The sequence below is a fragment of the Streptomyces sp. NPDC050759 genome (assembly GCF_044456945.1).
Classification (GTDB): Bacteria; Actinomycetota; Actinomycetes; order Streptomycetales; family Streptomycetaceae; genus Streptomyces.
In genome coordinates, this window is sequence record NZ_JBITGI010000001.1 from 1,196,351 (window position 1) to 1,214,792 (window position 18,442).

Here is an 18,442-nt window from a genome sequence, read left to right on the forward strand (position 1 = left end):
GGTGGGGCTGCGGAAGGCATCTTGCCGGGTTCCGTGGCCTCGTGGAGGGAGCGTCAGTGGTCGCCTCTACGGTTTCTCCATGACTCCTGTGACTCCTGAGGAAATGCGGGACAGGTTACGGCCCTTCCGGGACAAGGCGCTCGCGCGCGGGATCCCCGTCGAGGACGTGGAGCGGTGGATGGACACCGCCCGGCCCTGCGCGACGCTGGCGGCGGGCGGGGCCGGGCCGGTCGTGGGGCGGTTCGGGGGGCCGCTGCTGCTTCCCGTGGGGGTCCCGCACCCCTTCCATCCCTTCGTCGCGTCCATCGACCTCGCGGCCCTGCCCGCCGGCGCGACGGATCTCCCCCTGCCGCCCGATGGCCACCTGTTGCTGTTCGCCTATCCCGAGGACTTCGGTGACCGGGAGAGCATGGGGAGCGCGGTGTACGTACCGGCGGGGACCGCCGTGGAGGAGCGGGACAAGGAGGGGTGGGCCTGGTTCGAGAACGACGAGGAGTACCAGGAGGTCTTCGCGCAGTTCCCGCAGGAGACGCTCAGGGCGACGGTCGACGTCTCGCTGCCGTACCACCACTGGGTCGAGATACCCGAGGAGCCCCGCTGGGTACCGCTGCCCGGGCATCCGCGCTCCGAGGAACTGGCCGCGGTGTGGGCGGAGACCCACGACGAGATCGCCTCCTCGGGGCGGCTCCAGCTCGGCGGGTACGCCGACCAGGAGGCCGTCGACACCGACCCCGTCGGCACGGCCGTGTGGTGCGCGGTGCAGGAGGCGGCAGCCGGGCGTTGGGGCGGCGGCGAGCCGGTGTCGGGCGACCCCGCGGACTGGGTGCTGCTCGCCGACTGGAATCCCTGGATCGACGGGCTGGAGGGCGCCACCGTCCACTGGTCGATCCAGCGCGCGGACCTGGCCGCCCGGCGCTTCGACCGCACCTTCACCACGGTGTTCTGGAATCCGTAGGTTCAGCGCGGCTGCCCCACCCTCGGCCGCGACGGGTGGGGCAGTCTCACCCTCAAAGGGTGTGGGCCACGAACCGTTCGGCGGTCTCGGCGAGGACCTCGCGGCCGTCCCGCGCCCACAGCGCGTCGTTGAACAGCTCGACCTCGATGGCGCCCGTGTACCCGGCCGCCTCGACGTACCGCTGCCACTCCCGCATGTCGATCGCGCCGTCGCCGATCTGGCCGCGGCCGTTGAGGACGCCCTCCGGCAGCGGGGTCGTCCAGTCCGCGAGCTGGAAGGTGTGGATACGGCCGCCGGCGCCCGCGCGGGCGATCTGCGCGGGCGCGTTGTCGTCCCACCAGATGTGGTACGTGTCCACCGTGACGCCGACCTGCCGGGCGGGGAAGCGCTCCGCCAGGTCGAGGGCCTGGGTGAGCGTCGAGACGACACAGCGGTCCGAGGCGTACATGGGGTGCAGCGGCTCGATGGCCAGCCTCACCCCGTGCTCCTCCGCGTACGGGCCCAGGACGGACAGGGCGTCCGCGATGCGTTCGCGGGCACCGTGCAGGTCCTTGGAGCCGGCCGGGAGACCGCCGGAGACCAGGACCAGGGTGTCGGTACCCAGCGTCGCCGCCTCGTCGACCGCGCGTCGGTTGTCGTCCAGCGCCGCGGCCCGCTCGCCCGGGTCGATCGCCGTGAAGAAGCCGCCGCGGCACAGGGTGGTGACCGTGAGACCCGCGTCGCGGACCAGCTTGGCCGTCGCCTCCAGGCCGTACGACTGGACGGGCTCGCGCCACAGACCGACGTTGACGACACCCAACTGGCCGCAGGCTTCCACCAGTTCGGGCATGGACAGCTGCTTGACCGTCATCTGGTTGATGGAGAAGCGGGACAGGTCGGTCACTGGTTCACCCCGTACAGGGACAGCAGGTTCTTCATGCGCTCCTCGGCCAGCTTCGGGTCCGGGAACAGGCCCAGGCCGTCGGCGAGTTCGTACGCGCGCGCGAAGTGCGGGAGGGAGCGGGCCGACTGGAGGCCGCCGACCATCGTGAAGTGCGACTGGTGGCCGGCCAGCCAGGCCAGGAAGACCACGCCCGTCTTGTAGAAGCGGGTGGGTGCCTGGAAGAGGTGGCGCGACAACTCGACGGTGGGGTCGAGGAGTTCGCGGAAGCCCTTGGCGTCCCCGGTGTCCAGGACGCGGACCGCCTCGGCCGCCAGCGGGCCCAGCGGGTCGAAGATGCCCAGCAGGGCGTGGGAGAAGCCCTGGTCGTCACCCGCGATCAGCTCGGGGTAGTTGAAGTCGTCGCCGGTGTAGCAGCGGACGCCCTGCGGCAGCCGGCGCCGGATGTCGATCTCGCGCCGGGCTTCCAGGAGGGAGACCTTGATGCCGTCGACCTTGTCGGGGTGGGCCGCGATGACCTCGAGGAACGTGTCCGTGGCGGCGTCCAGGTCGCTCGACCCCCAGTAGCCCTCCAGGGCCGGGTCGAACATGGGGCCCAGCCAGTGCAGGACGACCGGCTCGGCGGACTGGCGCAGGAGGTGGCCGTAGACCTCCAGGTAGTCCTCGGGGCCCTTCGCCGCGGCCGCGAGGGCCCGGGAGGCCATCAGGATCGCCTGGGCGCCGGACTCCTCGACGAGGGCGAGCTGCTCCTCGTAGGCGGCCTGGACCTCCGCGAGGGTCGCGGGGCCGGTGAGCTGGTCGGTGCCGACACCGCAGGCGATGAGACCGCCGACCGACTTCGCCTCGGCGGCGCTGCGCCGGATCAGCTCGGCCGCGCCCGCCCAGTCCAGGCCCATCCCGCGCTGGGCGGTGTCCATCGCCTCGGCGACCCCGAGCCCGTGCGACCACAGGTGGCGGCGGAAGGCGAGGGTGGCGTCCCAGTCGACGGCGGCCGGGGAATCCGGCGACACGTCGGCGAACGGGTCGGCGACGACGTGCGCCGCCGAGAAGACCGTACGGGAGGTGAAGGGGGTGCCGGGGGTGGCGGCGAGGGGTTCCTTCCGGGGCTCGTAGGCCCTGAAGCCCCCCTGGAAGTCAGGGAGTTGGATGGTCACAGCGAGATCTCCGGTACGTCGAAACGGCGGCCCTCGGCCGAGGACTTCAGGCCCAGTTCGGCGAGCTGGACGCCGCGGGCACCGGCCAGGAGGTCCCACTGGTAGGGGGCGTCGGCGTAGACGTGCTTGAGGAAGAGCTCCCACTGGGCCTTGAAGCCGTTGTCGAACTCGGCGTTGTCCGGGACCTCCTGCCACTGGTCGCGGAAGACCTCGGTGGCGGGGATGTCCGGGTTCCAGACCGGCTTGGGGGTGGCGCTGCGGTGCTGGACACGGCAGTTGCGCAGGCCGGCGACGGCGGAGCCCTCGGTGCCGTCGACCTGGAACTCGACGAGCTCGTCGCGGTTGACGCGGACGGCCCAGGAGGAGTTGATCTGGGCGATGGCGCCGCCCTCGAGCTCGAAGATGCCGTAGGCGGCGTCGTCGGCGGTGGCGTCGTACGGCTTGTCGTTCTCGTCCCAGCGCTGCGGGATGTGGGTGGCGGTGAGGGCCTGGACGGACTTCACCCGGCCGAAGAGCTCGTGGAGCACGTACTCCCAGTGCGGGAACATGTCGACAACGATGCCACCGCCGTCCTCGGCCCGGTAGTTCCACGAGGGGCGCTGGGCGGTCTGCCAGTCGCCCTCGAAGACCCAGTAGCCGAACTCGCCGCGGATCGAGAGGATCCGCCCGAAGAAGCCGCCGTCGATGAGGCGCTTCAGCTTGAGCAGGCCGGGAAGGAAGAGCTTGTCCTGGACGACGCCGTGCTTGATGCCCTTCTCATTGGCGAGACGGGCCAGCTCGAGGGCGCCCTCCAGGCCGGTGGCGGTGGGCTTCTCCGTGTAGATGTGCTTGCCCGCCGCGATCGCCTTCTTGATCGCCTGCTCGCGGGCGGAGGTGACCTGGGCGTCGAAGTAGATGTCGACGGTCGGGTCGGCGAGGACCGCGTCCACATCGGTGGAGATGTGCTCGATGCCGTGCTGCTCGGCCAGGGCCTTCAGGGCGTGCTCGCGGCGGCCCACCAGGATCGGCTCGGGCCACAGCACCGTGCCGTCGCCCAGGTCGAGACCGCCCTGCTCGCGGATCGCCAGGATCGAGCGGACGAGGTGCTGGCGGTAGCCCATGCGCCCCGTCACACCGTTCATGGCGATCCGCACCGTCTTGCGTGTCACGTCATTCCCTTCGTAGGAGTCGTACGCGGTCGTGCGCGCCGCGCACGCTCCACTGATGAGCGTTACAGCAAGCGCTTTCTATCTAGGAAGAAGCTAGCCTCTGACCAGCGGTCTGGACAAGACCGCGAACGGGGTGAGTTGTTCGAGGGGGCGAACAGCTGGGCGTAATGGCCTTAAGGTCGGCTCGGAACCGGGACCTTGGTGCCCGCGTGTACGACGGAGTACGACTGACATGCGCTGCGGCGCGCGACCGGAGGACGACGAGATGACGGTGACCCTGGCGGACGTGGCGGCCCGCGCCCAGGTCTCCCCCGCGACGGTGTCGCGCGTGTTGAACGGGAACTACCCCGTGGCCGCGACCACGCGTGAGCGGGTACTGCGGGCCGTGGACGAGCTGGACTACGTGCTCAACGGTCCGGCGAGCTCGCTCGCCGCCGCCACGTCGGATCTGGTCGGGATCCTCGTGAACGACATCGCGGACCCCTTCTTCGGGATCATGGCCGGTGCGATCCAGTCGGAGATCGGGGGGCCGGGCGGGCGCGCGGGCGGCGAGCGGCTCGGGGTCGTCTGCAACACGGGGGGTTCCCCGGAGCGGGAGCTGACGTATCTCACCCTGCTGCAACGGCAGCGGGCGGCGGCGGTCGTCCTGACGGGTGGGGCGGTGGAGGACGCGCCGCACAAGGCCGCGATGTCCGCCAAGCTGCGCAAGCTCGCGGACGCCGGCACGCGGATCGTGCTGTGCGGGCGGCCGCCGGCGCCGGAGACCGGGGCGTTCGCGCTGACCTTCGACAACCGGGGCGGAGGCAAGGAACTCACCGAGCACCTCATCGGGCTCGGGCACCGGCGGCTCGGGTACATCGCGGGCCCCGAGGAGCGGACGACGACCCGGCACCGGCTGGAGGGACACCGGGCGGCGCTCGCGGCACACGGGATCGAGGAGGATCCTCGCTGGACCGTGCACGGCCGTTACGACCGCCGCTCTGGATACGAGGCCACGCTGGAGCTGCTGCGGCGGGATCCGTCGTTGACGGCCGTGGTGGCCGCGAACGACTCCGTCGCGCTGGGGGCGTGTGCGGCGCTGCGGGACTCGGGGCTGCGGATTCCGGACGACGTGTCCGTCGCCGGGTTCGACGACCTGCCGTTCAGCATCGACGCGGTGCCTGCGCTGACGACGGTGCGGTTGCCGTTGGCGGAGGCGGGGGCGCGGGCGGGGCGGATCGCGATGGGGCGGGAGGAGCCGCCGCCGGGGGGGATCGCGACGGTTCGGGGGGAGCTGATGGTTCGGGGGTCTTCGGGGGTTCCTCGGGGCTGAGGGGGGTGTCGGTCGGCTGGGGGGGCATCGGGGTCGGTCAGGGCTTGCCCAGCGCAAGGCTCACGCCTGTTCCATGACCACCGTGAACGGTTCCCGTCGGCCTTGGACGCATCAGGTGTCGCTGATTGTTTCGACCTCTGAGACGAAGATCCCGACTGACAAGCCGATAACGAGCACCGGAATGGCCGCGGGAGCGCCTTGTCGGGTCTGGGCGTTGGGCACCGGCCAGTCGGTTGCGGCAGTGTCGCTTCGCATAAAGCAGCGTTGGAACCGGCTCGGCCAGTCGTGTCATTCGACCCCAGCCACTCCGGTGGCCGCGAGGGCTCCCATGATGATCAGGAAGAGTCCTACGATCAGCGGACCCGTCCGCACGGTGGACTCGCCGGCGGCTGCGTTCGCCCTGCCGAACACGTTGCGCTGATTCGTGGCGGCGCGCGCGAATTTCTTGCTGTAAATGATGAGCCCAAGGCCTGCGAGGATGCCGAAACCCGAGAGGAAGACGCGCATCCCAACCTCCTGGTGTCGAGATGTGGGGGCCTGAGCCCGCCCCGGTCACGGAAAGCGGGCCCAGGCTTCGGTTCCACGGGCTCCGGGAATTCAACGTGCCCGCCGGTTCACGGATGAATCCGGTGTCCACGCCGTTCGTCGTCGTGGACGCCAGTCCCAGGCCGTGTGGTGGAACCCCGTCGAACCCAGCTTCGTACGCTCGGAGTTGTCGGTGCCCGCGTGCACCAGGTCGCGGTTCGTGCCGCCGACCGTCAGGCGCGTGCGTCCTGCCTGGCGACGCGGACGCGGGCGGTGCCCCACTGATCGGCGAGGCCTGCGCCCTCCCGGACCGGCGGTGAACCGGTCACCCGCACGGTGGGCCTCGCCCCGCCGCACGCTTCGGCCGCACGCCCCCGGGCTGCAGCGAGTGTCACTTTCTCCGCGTGAAGTAATACGCGCAAATAACGGCCAGCGCTATGACGAACGCTCCGATGACCAACTCCGTCGACGCACCGAGCGACGGAACGATGATTCCTGATTCGGTCGTCTTCGCCGGGACCAGATCGCTCAACTGCCGCCCCCCTTCTTCCGCTGAAATCGGAGCACCCAGACAGAGCAGGCAGCAATGACTACTCCCAGGGTGATCGGAATCGCGCCGGCGGCGGGCTTCCCCTGGCTCAGAGCGGAGACTCCCAGCACGATGAGGAGAACGGCCGCGACCGTCGCAATGAACAGCAGTGTTTTGACCATGTGAACCTCCACGTCGGGGACCCTTGCGGGCCCCCGACTCGCTCACGGCGTCCTCGTTACAGCGCAGCCTCGGTTCCGGCAGCCGCTGCCGCGCCGAGTCCCATGGACAGCATCGTGCAGCCTGTGATGCCGGCGCCGATGGAAAGACCGAGCGTGGCGGCGGCGCCTGCCGCAGCTGCCGCTCCGCAGACCATCTCGGTGCCTATTCCCACGAGAATGCCGACCTTGGCGGCGTAGGCCCCCTGCTCGTCACCACTCATGATCTTCTGTGTCAGGGACGCCCACTCGAGGGCTCCCGATACGTCAGGGAAGCTGAAGAGTCCTGTGGGGTCGCTGTTGTTGATGAAGTCGCCGCCCGCGTACAGGTACGGGTTCTTCTCCTGTCCCGACGGGTCGGGCTGGGTGAAGCGGCCGAGTTGGGGGTCGTAGTAGCGGGCGCCCATCTTGTACACGCCCGTCGGGTCCAGGTAGGCGCCGGTGTAGCGGAACGGCTGGGGCACCGCCTCCGTCGGGGTCGTGCGCGGCAGGCCCGTCGGACCGTAGGCGTACGTGTGCGTGCGCTTGCCCGCGTCGTCGACCAGGCCGAGCACGTTGCCGGTGGCGTCGGTGAGGTAGTAGTAGGACTTCCCCCCAGTCGTCATGGAATTCAACGTGCCCGCCGGTTCACGGATGAATCCGGTGTCCACGCCGTTCGTCGTCGTGGACGCCAGCCCCAGCGCTGTGTGGTGGAACCACGTCGAACCCAGCTTCGTCCGCTCGGAGTTGTCGGTGCCCGCGTGGACCACGTCGCGGTTCGTGCCGCCGACCGTGATGCCGGACAGCTGGCTGTAGTCCGTCCACGTCTCGTTCGTCCGCGCGGTGGCGGCCGTGCGCCCGCCCGCCGCCTCGTTGCCGGTCTTGTCGTAGGACCACCCGGTCGTGGAGCCGTTCTGTGCGGTCAGCTCACTGGCGTCGTTGTAGGTCCAGGTGGGCGTGGTGGGACAGGTCGACGCGGTGCCGTCCTGCGCGGTGAGGTTGCCGGCCTTGTCCCAGCAGTACAGCCACGACGCCGTACGGGCACCCGCGGAGTCGGCCTCCAGGGCGTAGGACAGCCGCTCCTGGCTGTCGTAGGTGTAGGTCGTCTTGCGGCCGGTGGCGTTGTCGGTGCGGGTGCGGATCTTGGTGGTGTCCTTGCCCGCGCTGGCGTAGCTGTAGGTGAGGTCGACCAGGGTGGTCGTGCCCGAGGTGGTCTTGACAGCCGAGGGGCGGCCGTTCTTGTCGATAGTGAACGACTGTGTGGTGCCGCCGGGGTAGACGGTCTCTGTGCGCTTGTCGTTTTTGTCGTAGTCGAAGTCGGTCTTCTTGCCGGCCGGGTCGGTCAGGTAGTCCAGGCGGCCCGCGGCGTCCCAGGTGTAGTCCGTCTTGCCGGTCGGGTCGGTGTAGTGGTCGACCTCGCCGCCCGGGGTGTAGGCAAGCACGGTCTGCGCGCCGTTCTGGAGGGTGCGCACGCTCTCGCGGTTGAGCTTGTCGTGGTCCCACCGAGTGGTGCCGGAGGCGTCCGTGCGGGACGTGACGTTGCCGTCACCGTCGTAGGAGTAGGTGACCGTGGAGTTGGGGGAGGAGACCGTCTTCACGCGGTCTCGGGTGTCGTAGGCGTAGACGGTCTTGATGCCGCGGCCGTCCGTCGCCGTCTCCACCCGGCCGAGTTCGTCGTAGGTGTACGTCGTGGCGCCCAGCGGGGCGGGCGGGGTCACCTTGGCCAGGTTGCCCTTGCCGTCGTAGCTGAACGAGGTGACCTTGCCGTTGCCGTCCTTCGCGGTGCAGCGCTGTCCCTCGAAGCCACCGCAGGTCGGGGTCGCCTTGTTGTAGGTGTACTCACGGGTGGCGCCCGCGGTACCGGAGGTGGTCACCGACATCGTGTTGCCGTTGGTGTCGTACTTGAAGGTGTCCTTGCGGCCGTCCGCGCTGGTGAAGTCGTTCGGCAGATCGGTGCCCGCGATGGTCTGGTACGCCGTCACCGCGGCGGTCGCGCCCAGCGGCAGTTTGGCGGACGTGGCGTTGTTGCGGCTGTCCCAGCCGTACGTCGTCACATTGCCGCCGGTGCCGTCGGCGCCGGTGCCCATCGCGTCCGTGGCGGTCTGGGTCAGGTGATTGACGTACTTGGTGTGGCGGGAGTGCTGGAGCGGGTCGGTGACCTTGGTGACCTCGCCGTCCGCGTTGTGCGTGTAGACGGTCTTGTCGCCGTCCGGGTCGGTGACCGTCGTCGTGCCCGCCTCGGCGGGGGTGGCGGCCGAGTAGTCGTAGCGCCAGGTCGGGCCGGTGTGGCCGTTGCTCGTGGATTCCGTGGCGCGCAGCATCGAGGTGACGCGGTTGTGGTCGTCGTAGGTGAAGACGGTGGTGGTGCCCTCCGGGGTGATGACCTTGATGATCCGGCCGTCGCCGTCGTAGGTGTAGTCGGTGGCCTTGCCCGCGGTGTCGGTCACCTTGCCCACATAGCCGGCGGAGTCCAGGTCGAACACGGCCGTACGACCCGTGTGGTCGGTGGCCTGCCACTGGTTCGGGTACGTCTTGACCAGGTCGATCCAGCGCCCGGAGCGCGTCTCGGTCAGCTTGAAGCCCTTGAGCTCGCCGGTCTCGTCGTGCTGATCGACGGTGATCGTGCCCTTGTTCTTGTCCGTGACCTTGGTCAGGGTGCCGTTCGCGTCGTAGGTGTCGCGGCTGCCGGACTTGCGGTCGGTCAGGGTGTAGGTGCCGTCCGTGTTCTTGGCGAGGTCCTTGGAGTAGCCGGTCGGGGTGGTGTACCCGCCGCCGGTCTTCTCGGTGAACCGCAGCAGGTCGCCGGTGGCGTCGAAGACGTCCACCTCGCCGTCGTTGACCTGGAGGTAGCGCTCGTAGCCCTGCCACCAGCGCTGCGAGACCTTGCCCCAGGGGGCTTCCAGGCTGTTGTACGTCCGTGCCAGCTGAAGCTTCTGGCCGACGCCGGCGATGTCGAAGTCGGTGGCGGCCAGCATCAGGTTGCCGTTGGACAGACTCACCCGCGCGACGGTCGTGTCGCTGAGGCGGGTGTCGAGGCGGCGGTGCCAGGGCACCTGGCCCTGGCCCTCGGGCAGGTACGGGACGGCCTCGGCGGCAGCGGTCCGGGACGTGGCCGTCCCGCCCGTGGTGCGGGCCTTCTGCGCCGCCCGCCAGGCGGTGACCTCGGACGACACCCCGGCCTCCGCCTCGGAGCGTGGGGCTTTCGTCACGCCGGCGGGTGTGGCCGGGACGTCGACCTTCGTCGGCTTCGTCCACGGGCTTTCCGGCTTGGGCAGGGGCGGTTCGTAAGGGGCCGCCAGGCCGGGTGCGGCGGCCACGACCAGGGCCGCGGTGGCGATGGCGGCGGTGAGAGCGATTCTGGGTGATCTCCGGGCACGCCGAGACGGCGTGCGTGCGGCACGCGAATGCATCAGCTTCCCCCCACAGGAAGTCAGAAACTGTTGACCACGGCGGTCACAGGCGACGCACAAGCTGCCACAAGAGACACACAAAACGGCGCGGCGTGCCCTTCAACTCCCTTCCCATGCGGGCAGGAATCGGCCCTACCTCTTCGCATCTCCAAAACGGGGCACATGGTCATGAATCTCACCCGCGAAGGTGAGGAATGCTCACTTCCGGTCTGGAATATGCCGGTTGACTTGACCGAAAGCGCTTCTTCGCGCCGCTCGCTCCACCCGCTCTCGGTACTCCGCCCACCAACTCGCGTCCCCGGATGCCATGTTGTCGCCCTCCGACCTCTGCCCCACCGACCCGTCCACGAGTTCGCGTACGACGTCGGCGTGTCCCGCGTGGCGATGGGTCTCGCCGATCATGTGGACGACGATGCGGTGGAGGGTGAGTTCGGAGTGCGGGGGCCAGGGGATGCGGCCCAGCGTGTCCAGGGGGAGGGCGGCGATCGTCTCGTCCGCGTGGGCGCAGGCCCGGCGGTAGCCGTCGACGATCTCCTCGCGTGTCTCGTCGGGGGTCGCCCACAGGTCGGCGTTCGGTTCCGTGGCGCCGGTGATCCACAGGGGCAGGGCATCGGGGAACGGTCGGCCGAAGGTCTCGCCGAAGTACATCGCCTCGGCCCCGGCGAGATGCTTGACCAGGCCGAGGAGGTTCGTGCCGGTCGGGGTCAGCGGGCGGCGGACGTCGTACTCCGACAGGCCCTCCAGTTTCAGGAGGACGGCGTTGCGGCCGTCCTGGAGGTAGAGGCGGAGGTCGGTGCCGGGGTCGGAAGCGGTCATGGGACGAGTCTGTCGTCGGGGTGATCCCTGTCCACCGGATTTCTTGCCCACCGTCCGCTGGACGTCAGTCAGTGCCCGAGCCACGGCCACCGGAACCTGAGTATCAGGATCAATGTCAGTGCCGGGCCCTATCGTCCTGGCATGGTCTTCTCACTGCCCGACAGGCTGCCTTCCGGACGGTTCGAGTACCGGGGGCCGACAGAGGTGTGGCTCTGCGACGAACTACCGGACGGCGTAGAAGAGTTGTGGGCAGGGCTGCTCCGGCAGGCTGCGGTCACCGGGCTGTATCCCCACCTCTGCCGGCCGGACGATCACGGGCGGCCCGGGAGCCCGGCCGCCGCCGACGCCGTAGAGCTCGATGCGGTGCTGGCCGCCGACTTCGCCGCGTACCGGCAGAAGCGGCTGCCGTACTGGTCCGATCCCTCCACCGCCGAGTTGTCCGAGGACACCCCGGAGGATGTCGAGCCCTGGCCGCACGATCCGGGGCCGCCGTTCAGCGGCTGGCCGGGGCTCGCGCCCGCCGGGCCGGTCGGTGGTGCCGGGCCGGGGCCCGAGGAGGCGGCGGCACATGCCGTAGCCGAGCTGCTGTGCACCGACCCGTACGCGGCCTCGCTCACCCTCGCCCTCGTCCCCGCCCGTCTCTCCGCTGACGTTCCGGCGGTGGTCGGCTGGGACCACGGTGCTCCGATACCGCTGCTCACCGCCCTGCTGCGGAGCTGGGAGGACCGGTTCGGGGCGCGGGTCGTGGCGGCGTACGGCGGTGAGGTCCATGTCTCCGTCGCCCGGCCGCCGCTCGACGCGGGGCACGCGGAGCGGCTGGCGCTGGAGCATGTGCTGACCACCGCGGACAACATCGTGGACGACCCGCCGACGCCGTTCCCGGAGTACGCGCGCGAGCTCGTGGGGCGGACGGAGTGGCGGTTCTGGTGGGACTGAGCGGGACCGAGCAGGACTGAGGCGGGGTGCGCGGCATCGTCGTAGGCTCGCTCCCACCGGAGAAGCCCGGAGAAGCCCGGCCAATACCGGCGAACACCGGTGAACCCCGGCGAGTCCCGTGCCGATGAGTTCCGCGCCCCACCTCGGTCTGCAGTGCCGTAACCGACAACGAACTGGAGTGAGTCCCATGCGCATCGTGGTCAGCGAGTTCATCAGCTTGGACGGCGTCGTGCAGGCCCCCGGCGGTCCCCAGGAGGACACCGACGGCGGGTTCGCGCACGGCGGCTGGTCGCACCCGTACTTCGACGAGGAGGTGCTCGGACCGGCGTTCACCGAGGGCATGGAGCGGGCCGAGGCGCTGCTGTACGGGCGGAAGACGTATCTGACGATGGCGGGGGCGTGGCCGGAGCAGGCCGGCGATCCCTTCGCGGACCGGCTGAACTCGCTGAAGAAGTACGTCGTGACCGACACCCTCGGTGATGACGAGCTGACGTGGAACAACACCGAGCGCATTCCGGGCGGCGAGGCCGTCGCGCGGATCCGGGAGCTGCGTGAGCGTGAGGGCGGCGAGCTGGCGATGATGGGCAGCCCCACCCTCGTACGGACACTGATCAGCGAGGGCCTCGTCGACGAGCTCCAGCTCATCGTGATGCCGGTACTGCTCGGCGGCGGTAAGTCGATCTTCCCGGAGGACGGGGCGAAGCGGCCGTTCGAGCTGGTGTCCACGGTCACCGGGAAGACCGGCGTGCAGGTGTGCGTGTACCGGCCCGCTACAGAGGGGTAGCCGCGGCGGGCGCGGACGTCCTACGCTCAGTCCATCGGTATCTCTGACTGAGTCAAGCATCCGGGGGTCGACCGACATGACCGTCCAGGACATCCGCGCCTTCAACCGCTTCTACACGAACGTCATCGGCGCCCTCGACTACAGCCGCCAGCTCTACGCCCCGTACACCCTCACCGAGTCCCGCGTCCTGTACGAGCTCGCGCACTCGCCGCGCACCGACGCGGCCGATCTGCGCACCGAACTCTCGCTGGACGCGGGGTACTTGAGCCGGATCCTGAACAAGTTCGAGCAGGACGGACTGATCGAGCGGACGGCCTCGGCCCGTGATCCGCGCCGGCGCCGGGTGACGCTCACCGCGCGCGGCCGGGAGACCGCCGCGCTGCTCGCCGAGCGCGCCGACGAATCCGTGGGCGCGCTCCTGGCGACCGTGCCCTCCGCCGACCGGCCCCGGCTCACCGAGGCGATGCGGACCGTCCGTACGCTCCTGTCCGACGGCCGCCCGCCGCGCCGCGAGGACGTCCTGCTGCGCGAGCCGGGACCCGGTGACCTCGGCTGGATCGTGGCCCGGAACGCGGCCCTCTACGCCGCCGAGTACGGCTTCAACGCCGACTACGAGGGACTGGTCGCAAGGATCGTCGCCGACTTCGCGGAAGACCACGATCCACATCTGGAGCGGGTGTGGATCGCCGAGCTGGACGGGCGTCCGGTGGGGTGCGTGATGTGCGTCCGGGACGAGGCGCCCGCGACCGCCCGGCTACGGCTGCTCCTCGTCGAGCCCGACGCGCGCGGCCTGGGCATCGGGGACCGGCTGGTGTCGGCCGTCGTCGACTTCGCGCGCGGTGTCGGCTACCGCGACCTGGTCCTGTGGACCAACGACGTCCTCACCTCCGCCCGCCGTGTCTACCAGCGCCACGGCTTCGTCCTGGTCGCCGAGGAGCCGCACCGCTCCTTCGGCAAGGACCTGAACGGGCAGGACTGGCGACTGGACCTGACCGGTACGGGTGAGTGAGGGGGTGGCCGAGGGGCGACTCATCCGGGGCGGCAGGGCGCGAGCTGACCCGCGGGGGAGCGAGAAGGGAGGCCGGAGGCGGCTCATCCAGGCGGCCGGGCGGGAGTCGACCGGCGCAGGGGGGGCGAGAAGGCAGGCCGGACGCGGCTCGGCTCATACGGGCGGCTGGGCCGGAGCCCCCCGGCTCATCCTGGCTCCCGGCTGGACCTCACCGACTCGACCGGGTGAGAGTAGGGCGCATGAAACTGGCGTTCTCCACCCTCGGTGTCCCCGGCCTCCCCCTCACCGACGTGCTGCGGCTCGCGACCACGCACGGCTATCACGGCGTAGAACTGCGCGCACATCCCGAGGAGCCGGTGCACCCCGGTATCGGGCTCGCCGAACGGGCCGACGCGGTCGCCGAGTTCAAGGCGGCGGGCGTGGAGGTCCTCGGTGTCGCCGGGTACGCGCGCGTGGCCGCGCCCGGTGACGACGAACCCGTCGTGGAGGAGATCCACCGTCTCCTGGACCTCGCCCGCGACCTCGGCGCCGGCTTCGTGCGCGTCTTCCCGGGCGCCGCGTCCGACCAGTCCCGGGAGGACGCCGACACCACGGCCGCCAGGCGGCTCGGTACGGCCGCGGAGTACGCCGGCGACCTCGACGTACGCATCCTCCTCGAAACCCATGACTCGCACCGCACGGGCGCCGACGCGATCCGTGTCCTCGGTCCGGTCGGCCACCGTCAGGTCGGCTCCCTCTGGGACGTCATGCACACCTGGCTGGGCGGCGAGCAGCCCTCCGAGACCTACGCGGCCCTCGCCCCGCACCTCGGATACGTCCAGGTCAAGGACATCGCGTCGGCCGACGACACCACCCCGGTCGCGCTCGGCGCCGGCGTCCTGCCGCTCGCGGAGTGTGTCGAGGTCCTCTCCCGGCACGGCTGGGACGGCTGGCTGTGCTGGGAGTACGAGAAGCGGTGGTACGAGGCGGCCGCGCCGCTGGAGGAGCTGCTGGGAGCGGGCCGCGAGCACCTGGCACGACTCCTGAACGACTCGGCGTAAGCAGCATCGAGCGGTCAAGCGATCAAGTGGTCAAGCAGTCGGGACGGGCTGAGACTGCGCCGGGCGCCGGGGCACAGGCCTGCTCGGTGCGCTCACCTGACCGCAGCACGCTGCGGCGCCCGCCCGCCCCACCAGCTCCGCCCCCGTCCCCGCAGGGGCCGCAACCGGTGCCACACCGGCCGCTGCGTCCCGGGGGCGTCCGTGACGACCGGTGCGTCCGGCAGCGCGGACAGGGCGCCGGCCTTCGCCTGCCAGTCGCTGAACACGCCCTGGAACAGCGGGTGGTCCTGGCCGGGCAGCGAACTCCTCGGTGTGGTCATCGCGTTCTCCTCCGTGTGTCTGCCGAAGCTCACTGTCGAAGGTAGGAAGAAACGGCCCGCTGCTACCGTCCAATGGCATGCGGGTATCACAGACCAATCTGGCGGGCGATCTCCTGATCGATCTGGGCCGGGCGGGCGAGGGCCCCTTGCACGAACGGGTGAAGCGGGCGCTGCGCTCGGCGATCCGCAGCGGGCGGGTCGAGGTCGGCACCGCCCTGCCGCCCAGCCGGCAGCTCGCCGGTGACCTCGGCTGTTCCCGCTGGGCGGTGACCGAGGCGTACGGCCAGCTCGTGGCCGAGGGATATCTGGAGGCCCGCAGCGGCTCCGCGACCCGGGTGCGCTGGTCCGGCGACCGGGACGGCGACGCCGAACGCCCCGTGGCCCGCCAGGCCCCCGAGGCCCGTTTCGACCTCGCGCCGGGCCTGCCGGATCTACGGGCGTTCCCGCGCCGCCGGTGGGCCGAGGCCGTCCGCGCCCAGGTGACGAACACGGCGTTCACGGAGTTCGGCTATCCGCCGCCCGGCGGTCACCCCCGACTCAGAGGACTGCTCGCCGCGTACCTGGGCCGTTCCCGCGGCGTCTCGACGACGGCCCAGGGCGTGACGGTGTGCACGAGCGTGACCGACGGGGTGCGGCGCGTCTGCCGTGCCCTGCGCTCCCAGGGCATCACCGCCGTCGGCTGCGAGGAGCCGGGCTGGACGCGGCTGCGGCAGGTGATCCGCGCCGCCGGTCTGGAGCCGGTGCCCGTGCGCACGGACGACGGCGGTCTGCGCGTCGACGACCTCGCCGGACACTCCGGGCTGCGGGCCGTGCTGGCCGCCCCGGCGCACCAGTTCCCGCTGGGCACCGTGCTCGTGCCCGAGCGGCGGGCCGCGCTGCTCGACTGGGCCCGCCGGGTGGACGGCGTCGTACTGGAGGACGACTACGACGCGGAGTTCCGCTACGACCGCCGCCCGGTCGCGGCCCTGCAGGGCATGGACCCGCCCCGGGTGATCCTGTTGAAGTCCCTGAGCAAGACCCTCTCCCCGGCGCTCGGCATCGGATGGCTGGTGGCGCCCTCGCGCTGGACCGACATCCTGCACCGGATCGACCAGGCGGCGACCCATCCCCCGGCCCTCGACCAGCTCGCGTTCGCCTCCCTGCTGGAGTCGGGCGCCTACGACCGTCACCTGCGGGCCTGCCGACAGCGCTACCGCGACCGGCGCGACACGCTCGTACGGACCCTCGCCGAACAGCTGCCCGACGCCCCGGTGTCCGGCATCGCGGCCGGGCTCCACCTCATCCTCGGGCTGCCGGCCGACGTGAACACCGCGGCCGTGGTCAGGGCGGCGGCCGCCCGGTCGCTGGCCGTCGCCGACCTCGCCGCCTATCACGCCACCGAGGACCATGCGGGCCACGGCCTGGTCCTCGGCTACGGCAACCTGGCCGACAGCATGGTGGAGCAGGCGGTGGGGCACCTGGTTGCGGCGATCGAGGCGAGCCGGTAATTCGGTGGCCGGGACGGGGGCGGCCCGTTACCGTCCCGGGGTGCCTCAGCCCAACCCCGCCCCCGCCGCGGTCCCCGTGTCATGAGCCTCAGCCGTACGTTCCTCGATGTACGGCCCCTGCGCGCCTCCCCGGTCTTCCGGCGGCTGCTGTTCGGGCGCACGGTGTCCACGCTCGGCACCTTCATGACCATGGTCACCGTCATGTACCAGGTCTGGGACATGACCCACAGCACGATCTGGAGCGGAGCGGTCGGTGTCGCGCAGGCGGTGCCGATGGTCGGGGTGAGCCTGTTCGCGGGTGCCTGGGTCGACCGGGCCGACCGGCGCCGGGTCTACCTCACGGGCACCGTCGGCTCGGCGGTCTGCTCCCTGCTGCTGGCCGTGCAGGGCTTCGCCGGGCACGCGCCGGTGATGGTCGTCCTGCTGCTGGTCGCGGCGCAGACCTCCTTCGCCGCGCTCGGCGCACCCGCCGCCGGTGTGTTCGTGCCGCGGCTGCTGCCCCGGGAGCAGGTGGCCGCCGGTCTCGCGCTCCAACAGGTCACCGGCCAGGCGATGATGCTGGTCGGCCCGGCGGTCGCCGGGGTCGTGCTCGGCTGGTGGGGCATCGGCGTCTGCTACATCCTGGACACCCTGAGCTTCGCGATGTCCTTCTACGGCGCCTACGGTCTGCCCGCGCTGCCGCCCGAGGGCGAGAAGTCCCGCCCCGGTCTGCACGGTGTCCTGGACGGGCTGCGTTTTCTGACCGGCGACCGGGTGGTGCGCGGCGCGTTGCTGACCGACCTGGCCGCCACCGTCCTGTCCATGCCGGTGAGCCTGTTTCCGCTGGTCAACGAGGAGCGCTTCGGCGGCGACCCGCGCACGCTCGGCCTGTTCCTGTCCGCACTCGCCGTGGGCGGTGTCGCCGCGACGGTCTTCTCCGGCCCGGTCACCCGCCTGGCCCGCCCCGGCCCGGTGATGCTGTGCGCGTCGGCGACCTGGGGCGCGGCCCTCGCGCTGTTCGGCCTGACCACCAGTGCCTGGGCGGGCCTCGGCATCCTGGCGCTGGCCGGCGCGGCGGACGCCCTCGCCGTCCTGTCCCGCACCACCATCGTCCAGACCCGCACCCCCGACGCCCTGCTCGGCCGGGTCACGGCCGCCGAGACGATCGTCGGCCAGGCGGGCCCGCACCTCGGCAACCTGCGCGGCGGCCTGGTCGCGGGCTGGAGTTCGGGCGTGACGGCGCTGATCACGGGCGGGCTGATGTGTGTGGCCGCGGTGGGATATGTCGGGGTGAGCACACCGGAGTTGCGGGCGGTTCCGGCTACGGACGAGGTGTGATCCGCGCGTCCGGGTCCAGACACCAGTCCAGTACGGCGGGCCAGGCGCCGTAACCGGCGTCCAGGTCGAGGTGGGCAGCGCCGGGGAGGATGTCGGCGGGGATGCCGAGTGGTTCGCCGAAGGTCTCGCGGGCCCCCTCCGGGCAGTACGGGTCGTCGTCGCCGGCGACCAGGCGGGTGGGCCCGGGGAGGGTGAACTCCAGGGCGGGCGGGGCGAATTCGGCGACCTCCGGGTGGTGTCCGAGGACGGAGGCGGAGGGCGGGGCGACGAGCAGCACCCGGTCGGCGGAGCCGTGCCGCACGAGCCCGCGTGCGACGGCGTGCAGCCACAGCAGGGCGGAGGCGCTGTGGGCGATGACGACCCGCTCTCCGGTGGCGGGCAGCCGGCCGAGATGCCGGTCGAGTTCGGTGAGCCAGGTGTCGAGGTCGGGGTCGTCGGGGTCGGGCAGCTGGGGATAGGTGACGTGGTGGCCGAGGTCGGTGAGGCGGTCGGCGAGCCAGTGCTGCCAGTGGTCGTCGGGCCGGTGGTTCTGCCAGCCGTGGAGGATGAGGTAGGCGGTCATGGCGTCGATGGTTCCGATCACCGGCCATCAGGTCCAGTTAATCTTTCACAGTGGAACCGGT

17 protein-coding genes are annotated in these 18,442 nt (G+C 71.0%); 8 read left to right on the forward strand and 9 right to left on the reverse strand.

Annotation, left to right across the window (positions count from 1 at the left end; genetic code table 11):
* Window positions 1-79: 79 nt before the first annotated feature.
* Window positions 80-955, forward strand: a complete 876-nt coding sequence (locus ACIBJB_RS05295) for a DUF1963 domain-containing protein (protein ID WP_398926648.1) — start codon at window positions 80-82, stop codon at window positions 953-955.
* 52 nt (window positions 956-1,007) lie between these two features.
* Here the strand turns inward: ACIBJB_RS05295 and ACIBJB_RS05300 are convergent, their stop codons facing one another.
* The 3 genes from ACIBJB_RS05300 to ACIBJB_RS05310 are packed head-to-tail and all read right to left on the reverse strand — an operon-like array spanning window position 1,008 to window position 4,137.
* Window positions 1,008-1,838: a sugar phosphate isomerase/epimerase family protein gene (locus tag ACIBJB_RS05300; protein ID WP_398926650.1), complete on the reverse strand. Its 831-nt coding sequence runs from the start codon at window positions 1,836-1,838 to the stop codon at window positions 1,008-1,010.
* On the reverse strand, window positions 1,835-2,989 hold the full coding sequence (locus tag ACIBJB_RS05305) for a dihydrodipicolinate synthase family protein (RefSeq protein WP_398926652.1): 1,155 nt from the start codon (window positions 2,987-2,989) through the stop codon (window positions 1,835-1,837). Before ACIBJB_RS05305 ends, ACIBJB_RS05300 begins: the two co-directional genes overlap by 4 nt.
* Window positions 2,986-4,137, reverse strand: a complete 1,152-nt coding sequence (locus tag ACIBJB_RS05310) for a Gfo/Idh/MocA family oxidoreductase (protein WP_311719691.1) — start codon at window positions 4,135-4,137, stop codon at window positions 2,986-2,988. Before ACIBJB_RS05310 ends, ACIBJB_RS05305 begins: the two co-directional genes overlap by 4 nt.
* Before the next feature lie 265 nt (window positions 4,138-4,402).
* Between ACIBJB_RS05310 and ACIBJB_RS05315 the strand changes: the two genes are divergently transcribed.
* A complete protein-coding gene (locus ACIBJB_RS05315) occupies window positions 4,403-5,449 on the forward strand; it encodes a LacI family DNA-binding transcriptional regulator (protein WP_398926654.1) in 1,047 nt (348 codons plus the stop codon).
* Between the two features lie 288 nt (window positions 5,450-5,737).
* Here ACIBJB_RS05315 and ACIBJB_RS05320 read toward each other — a convergent pair whose 3' ends face one another.
* The 4 genes from ACIBJB_RS05320 to ACIBJB_RS05335 form a co-directional block, all read right to left on the reverse strand.
* The gene (locus ACIBJB_RS05320; protein ID WP_398926656.1) at window positions 5,738-5,956 is read right to left on the reverse strand and encodes a hypothetical protein; all 219 of its coding nucleotides are present in this window, start codon (window positions 5,954-5,956) and stop codon (window positions 5,738-5,740) included.
* A gap of 546 nt (window positions 5,957-6,502) precedes the next feature.
* A complete protein-coding gene (locus ACIBJB_RS05325; RefSeq protein WP_398926658.1) occupies window positions 6,503-6,685 on the reverse strand; it encodes a hypothetical protein in 183 nt (60 codons plus the stop codon).
* A 56-nt stretch (window positions 6,686-6,741) separates the two neighbouring features.
* Entirely contained in the window at window positions 6,742-10,110 is a 3,369-nt protein-coding gene (locus ACIBJB_RS05330; protein WP_398926660.1) for an RHS repeat-associated core domain-containing protein, read from the reverse strand.
* Window positions 10,111-10,308: 198 nt separating this feature from the next.
* Window positions 10,309-10,926 carry a DinB family protein gene (locus tag ACIBJB_RS05335; RefSeq protein ID WP_398926662.1) on the reverse strand — a complete coding sequence of 206 codons (618 nt, stop codon included), beginning with the start codon at window positions 10,924-10,926 and terminating at the stop codon, window positions 10,309-10,311.
* 141 nt (window positions 10,927-11,067) lie between these two features.
* On the opposite strand from ACIBJB_RS05335, the gene ACIBJB_RS05340 reads away from it, so the two are divergent.
* The 4 genes from ACIBJB_RS05340 to ACIBJB_RS05355 all read left to right on the forward strand — a co-directional run bounded on the left by ACIBJB_RS05340 (window position 11,068) and on the right by ACIBJB_RS05355 (window position 14,695).
* A complete protein-coding gene (locus ACIBJB_RS05340) occupies window positions 11,068-11,862 on the forward strand; it encodes a DUF4253 domain-containing protein (protein ID WP_398926664.1) in 795 nt (264 codons plus the stop codon).
* A gap of 187 nt (window positions 11,863-12,049) precedes the next feature.
* Window positions 12,050-12,646 carry a dihydrofolate reductase family protein gene (locus tag ACIBJB_RS05345; protein WP_398926665.1) on the forward strand — a complete coding sequence of 199 codons (597 nt, stop codon included), beginning with the start codon at window positions 12,050-12,052 and terminating at the stop codon, window positions 12,644-12,646.
* 76 nt (window positions 12,647-12,722) lie between these two features.
* On the forward strand, window positions 12,723-13,655 hold the full coding sequence (locus ACIBJB_RS05350) for a GNAT family N-acetyltransferase (protein WP_398926667.1): 933 nt from the start codon (window positions 12,723-12,725) through the stop codon (window positions 13,653-13,655).
* A 239-nt stretch (window positions 13,656-13,894) separates the two neighbouring features.
* The gene (locus tag ACIBJB_RS05355) at window positions 13,895-14,695 is read left to right on the forward strand and encodes a sugar phosphate isomerase/epimerase family protein (protein WP_398926669.1); all 801 of its coding nucleotides are present in this window, start codon (window positions 13,895-13,897) and stop codon (window positions 14,693-14,695) included.
* Between the two features lie 92 nt (window positions 14,696-14,787).
* Here the strand turns inward: ACIBJB_RS05355 and ACIBJB_RS05360 are convergent, their stop codons facing one another.
* Window positions 14,788-15,015 (reverse strand): hypothetical protein, encoded by a 228-nt coding sequence (locus ACIBJB_RS05360; protein ID WP_398926671.1) that lies wholly within the window; start codon window positions 15,013-15,015, stop codon window positions 14,788-14,790.
* 77 nt (window positions 15,016-15,092) lie between these two features.
* Between ACIBJB_RS05360 and ACIBJB_RS05365 the strand changes: the two genes are divergently transcribed.
* Window positions 15,093-16,502 carry a PLP-dependent aminotransferase family protein gene (locus ACIBJB_RS05365; protein WP_398926673.1) on the forward strand — a complete coding sequence of 470 codons (1,410 nt, stop codon included), beginning with the start codon at window positions 15,093-15,095 and terminating at the stop codon, window positions 16,500-16,502.
* Window positions 16,503-16,583: 81 nt separating this feature from the next.
* A complete protein-coding gene (locus ACIBJB_RS05370; RefSeq protein ID WP_398926675.1) occupies window positions 16,584-17,819 on the forward strand; it encodes an MFS transporter in 1,236 nt (411 codons plus the stop codon).
* Here the strand turns inward: ACIBJB_RS05370 and ACIBJB_RS05375 are convergent.
* Window positions 17,803-18,381, reverse strand: a complete 579-nt coding sequence (locus ACIBJB_RS05375) for an RBBP9/YdeN family alpha/beta hydrolase (RefSeq protein WP_398926677.1) — start codon at window positions 18,379-18,381, stop codon at window positions 17,803-17,805. The genes ACIBJB_RS05370 and ACIBJB_RS05375 overlap by 17 nt on opposite strands.
* Window positions 18,382-18,442 lie beyond the last annotated feature (61 nt).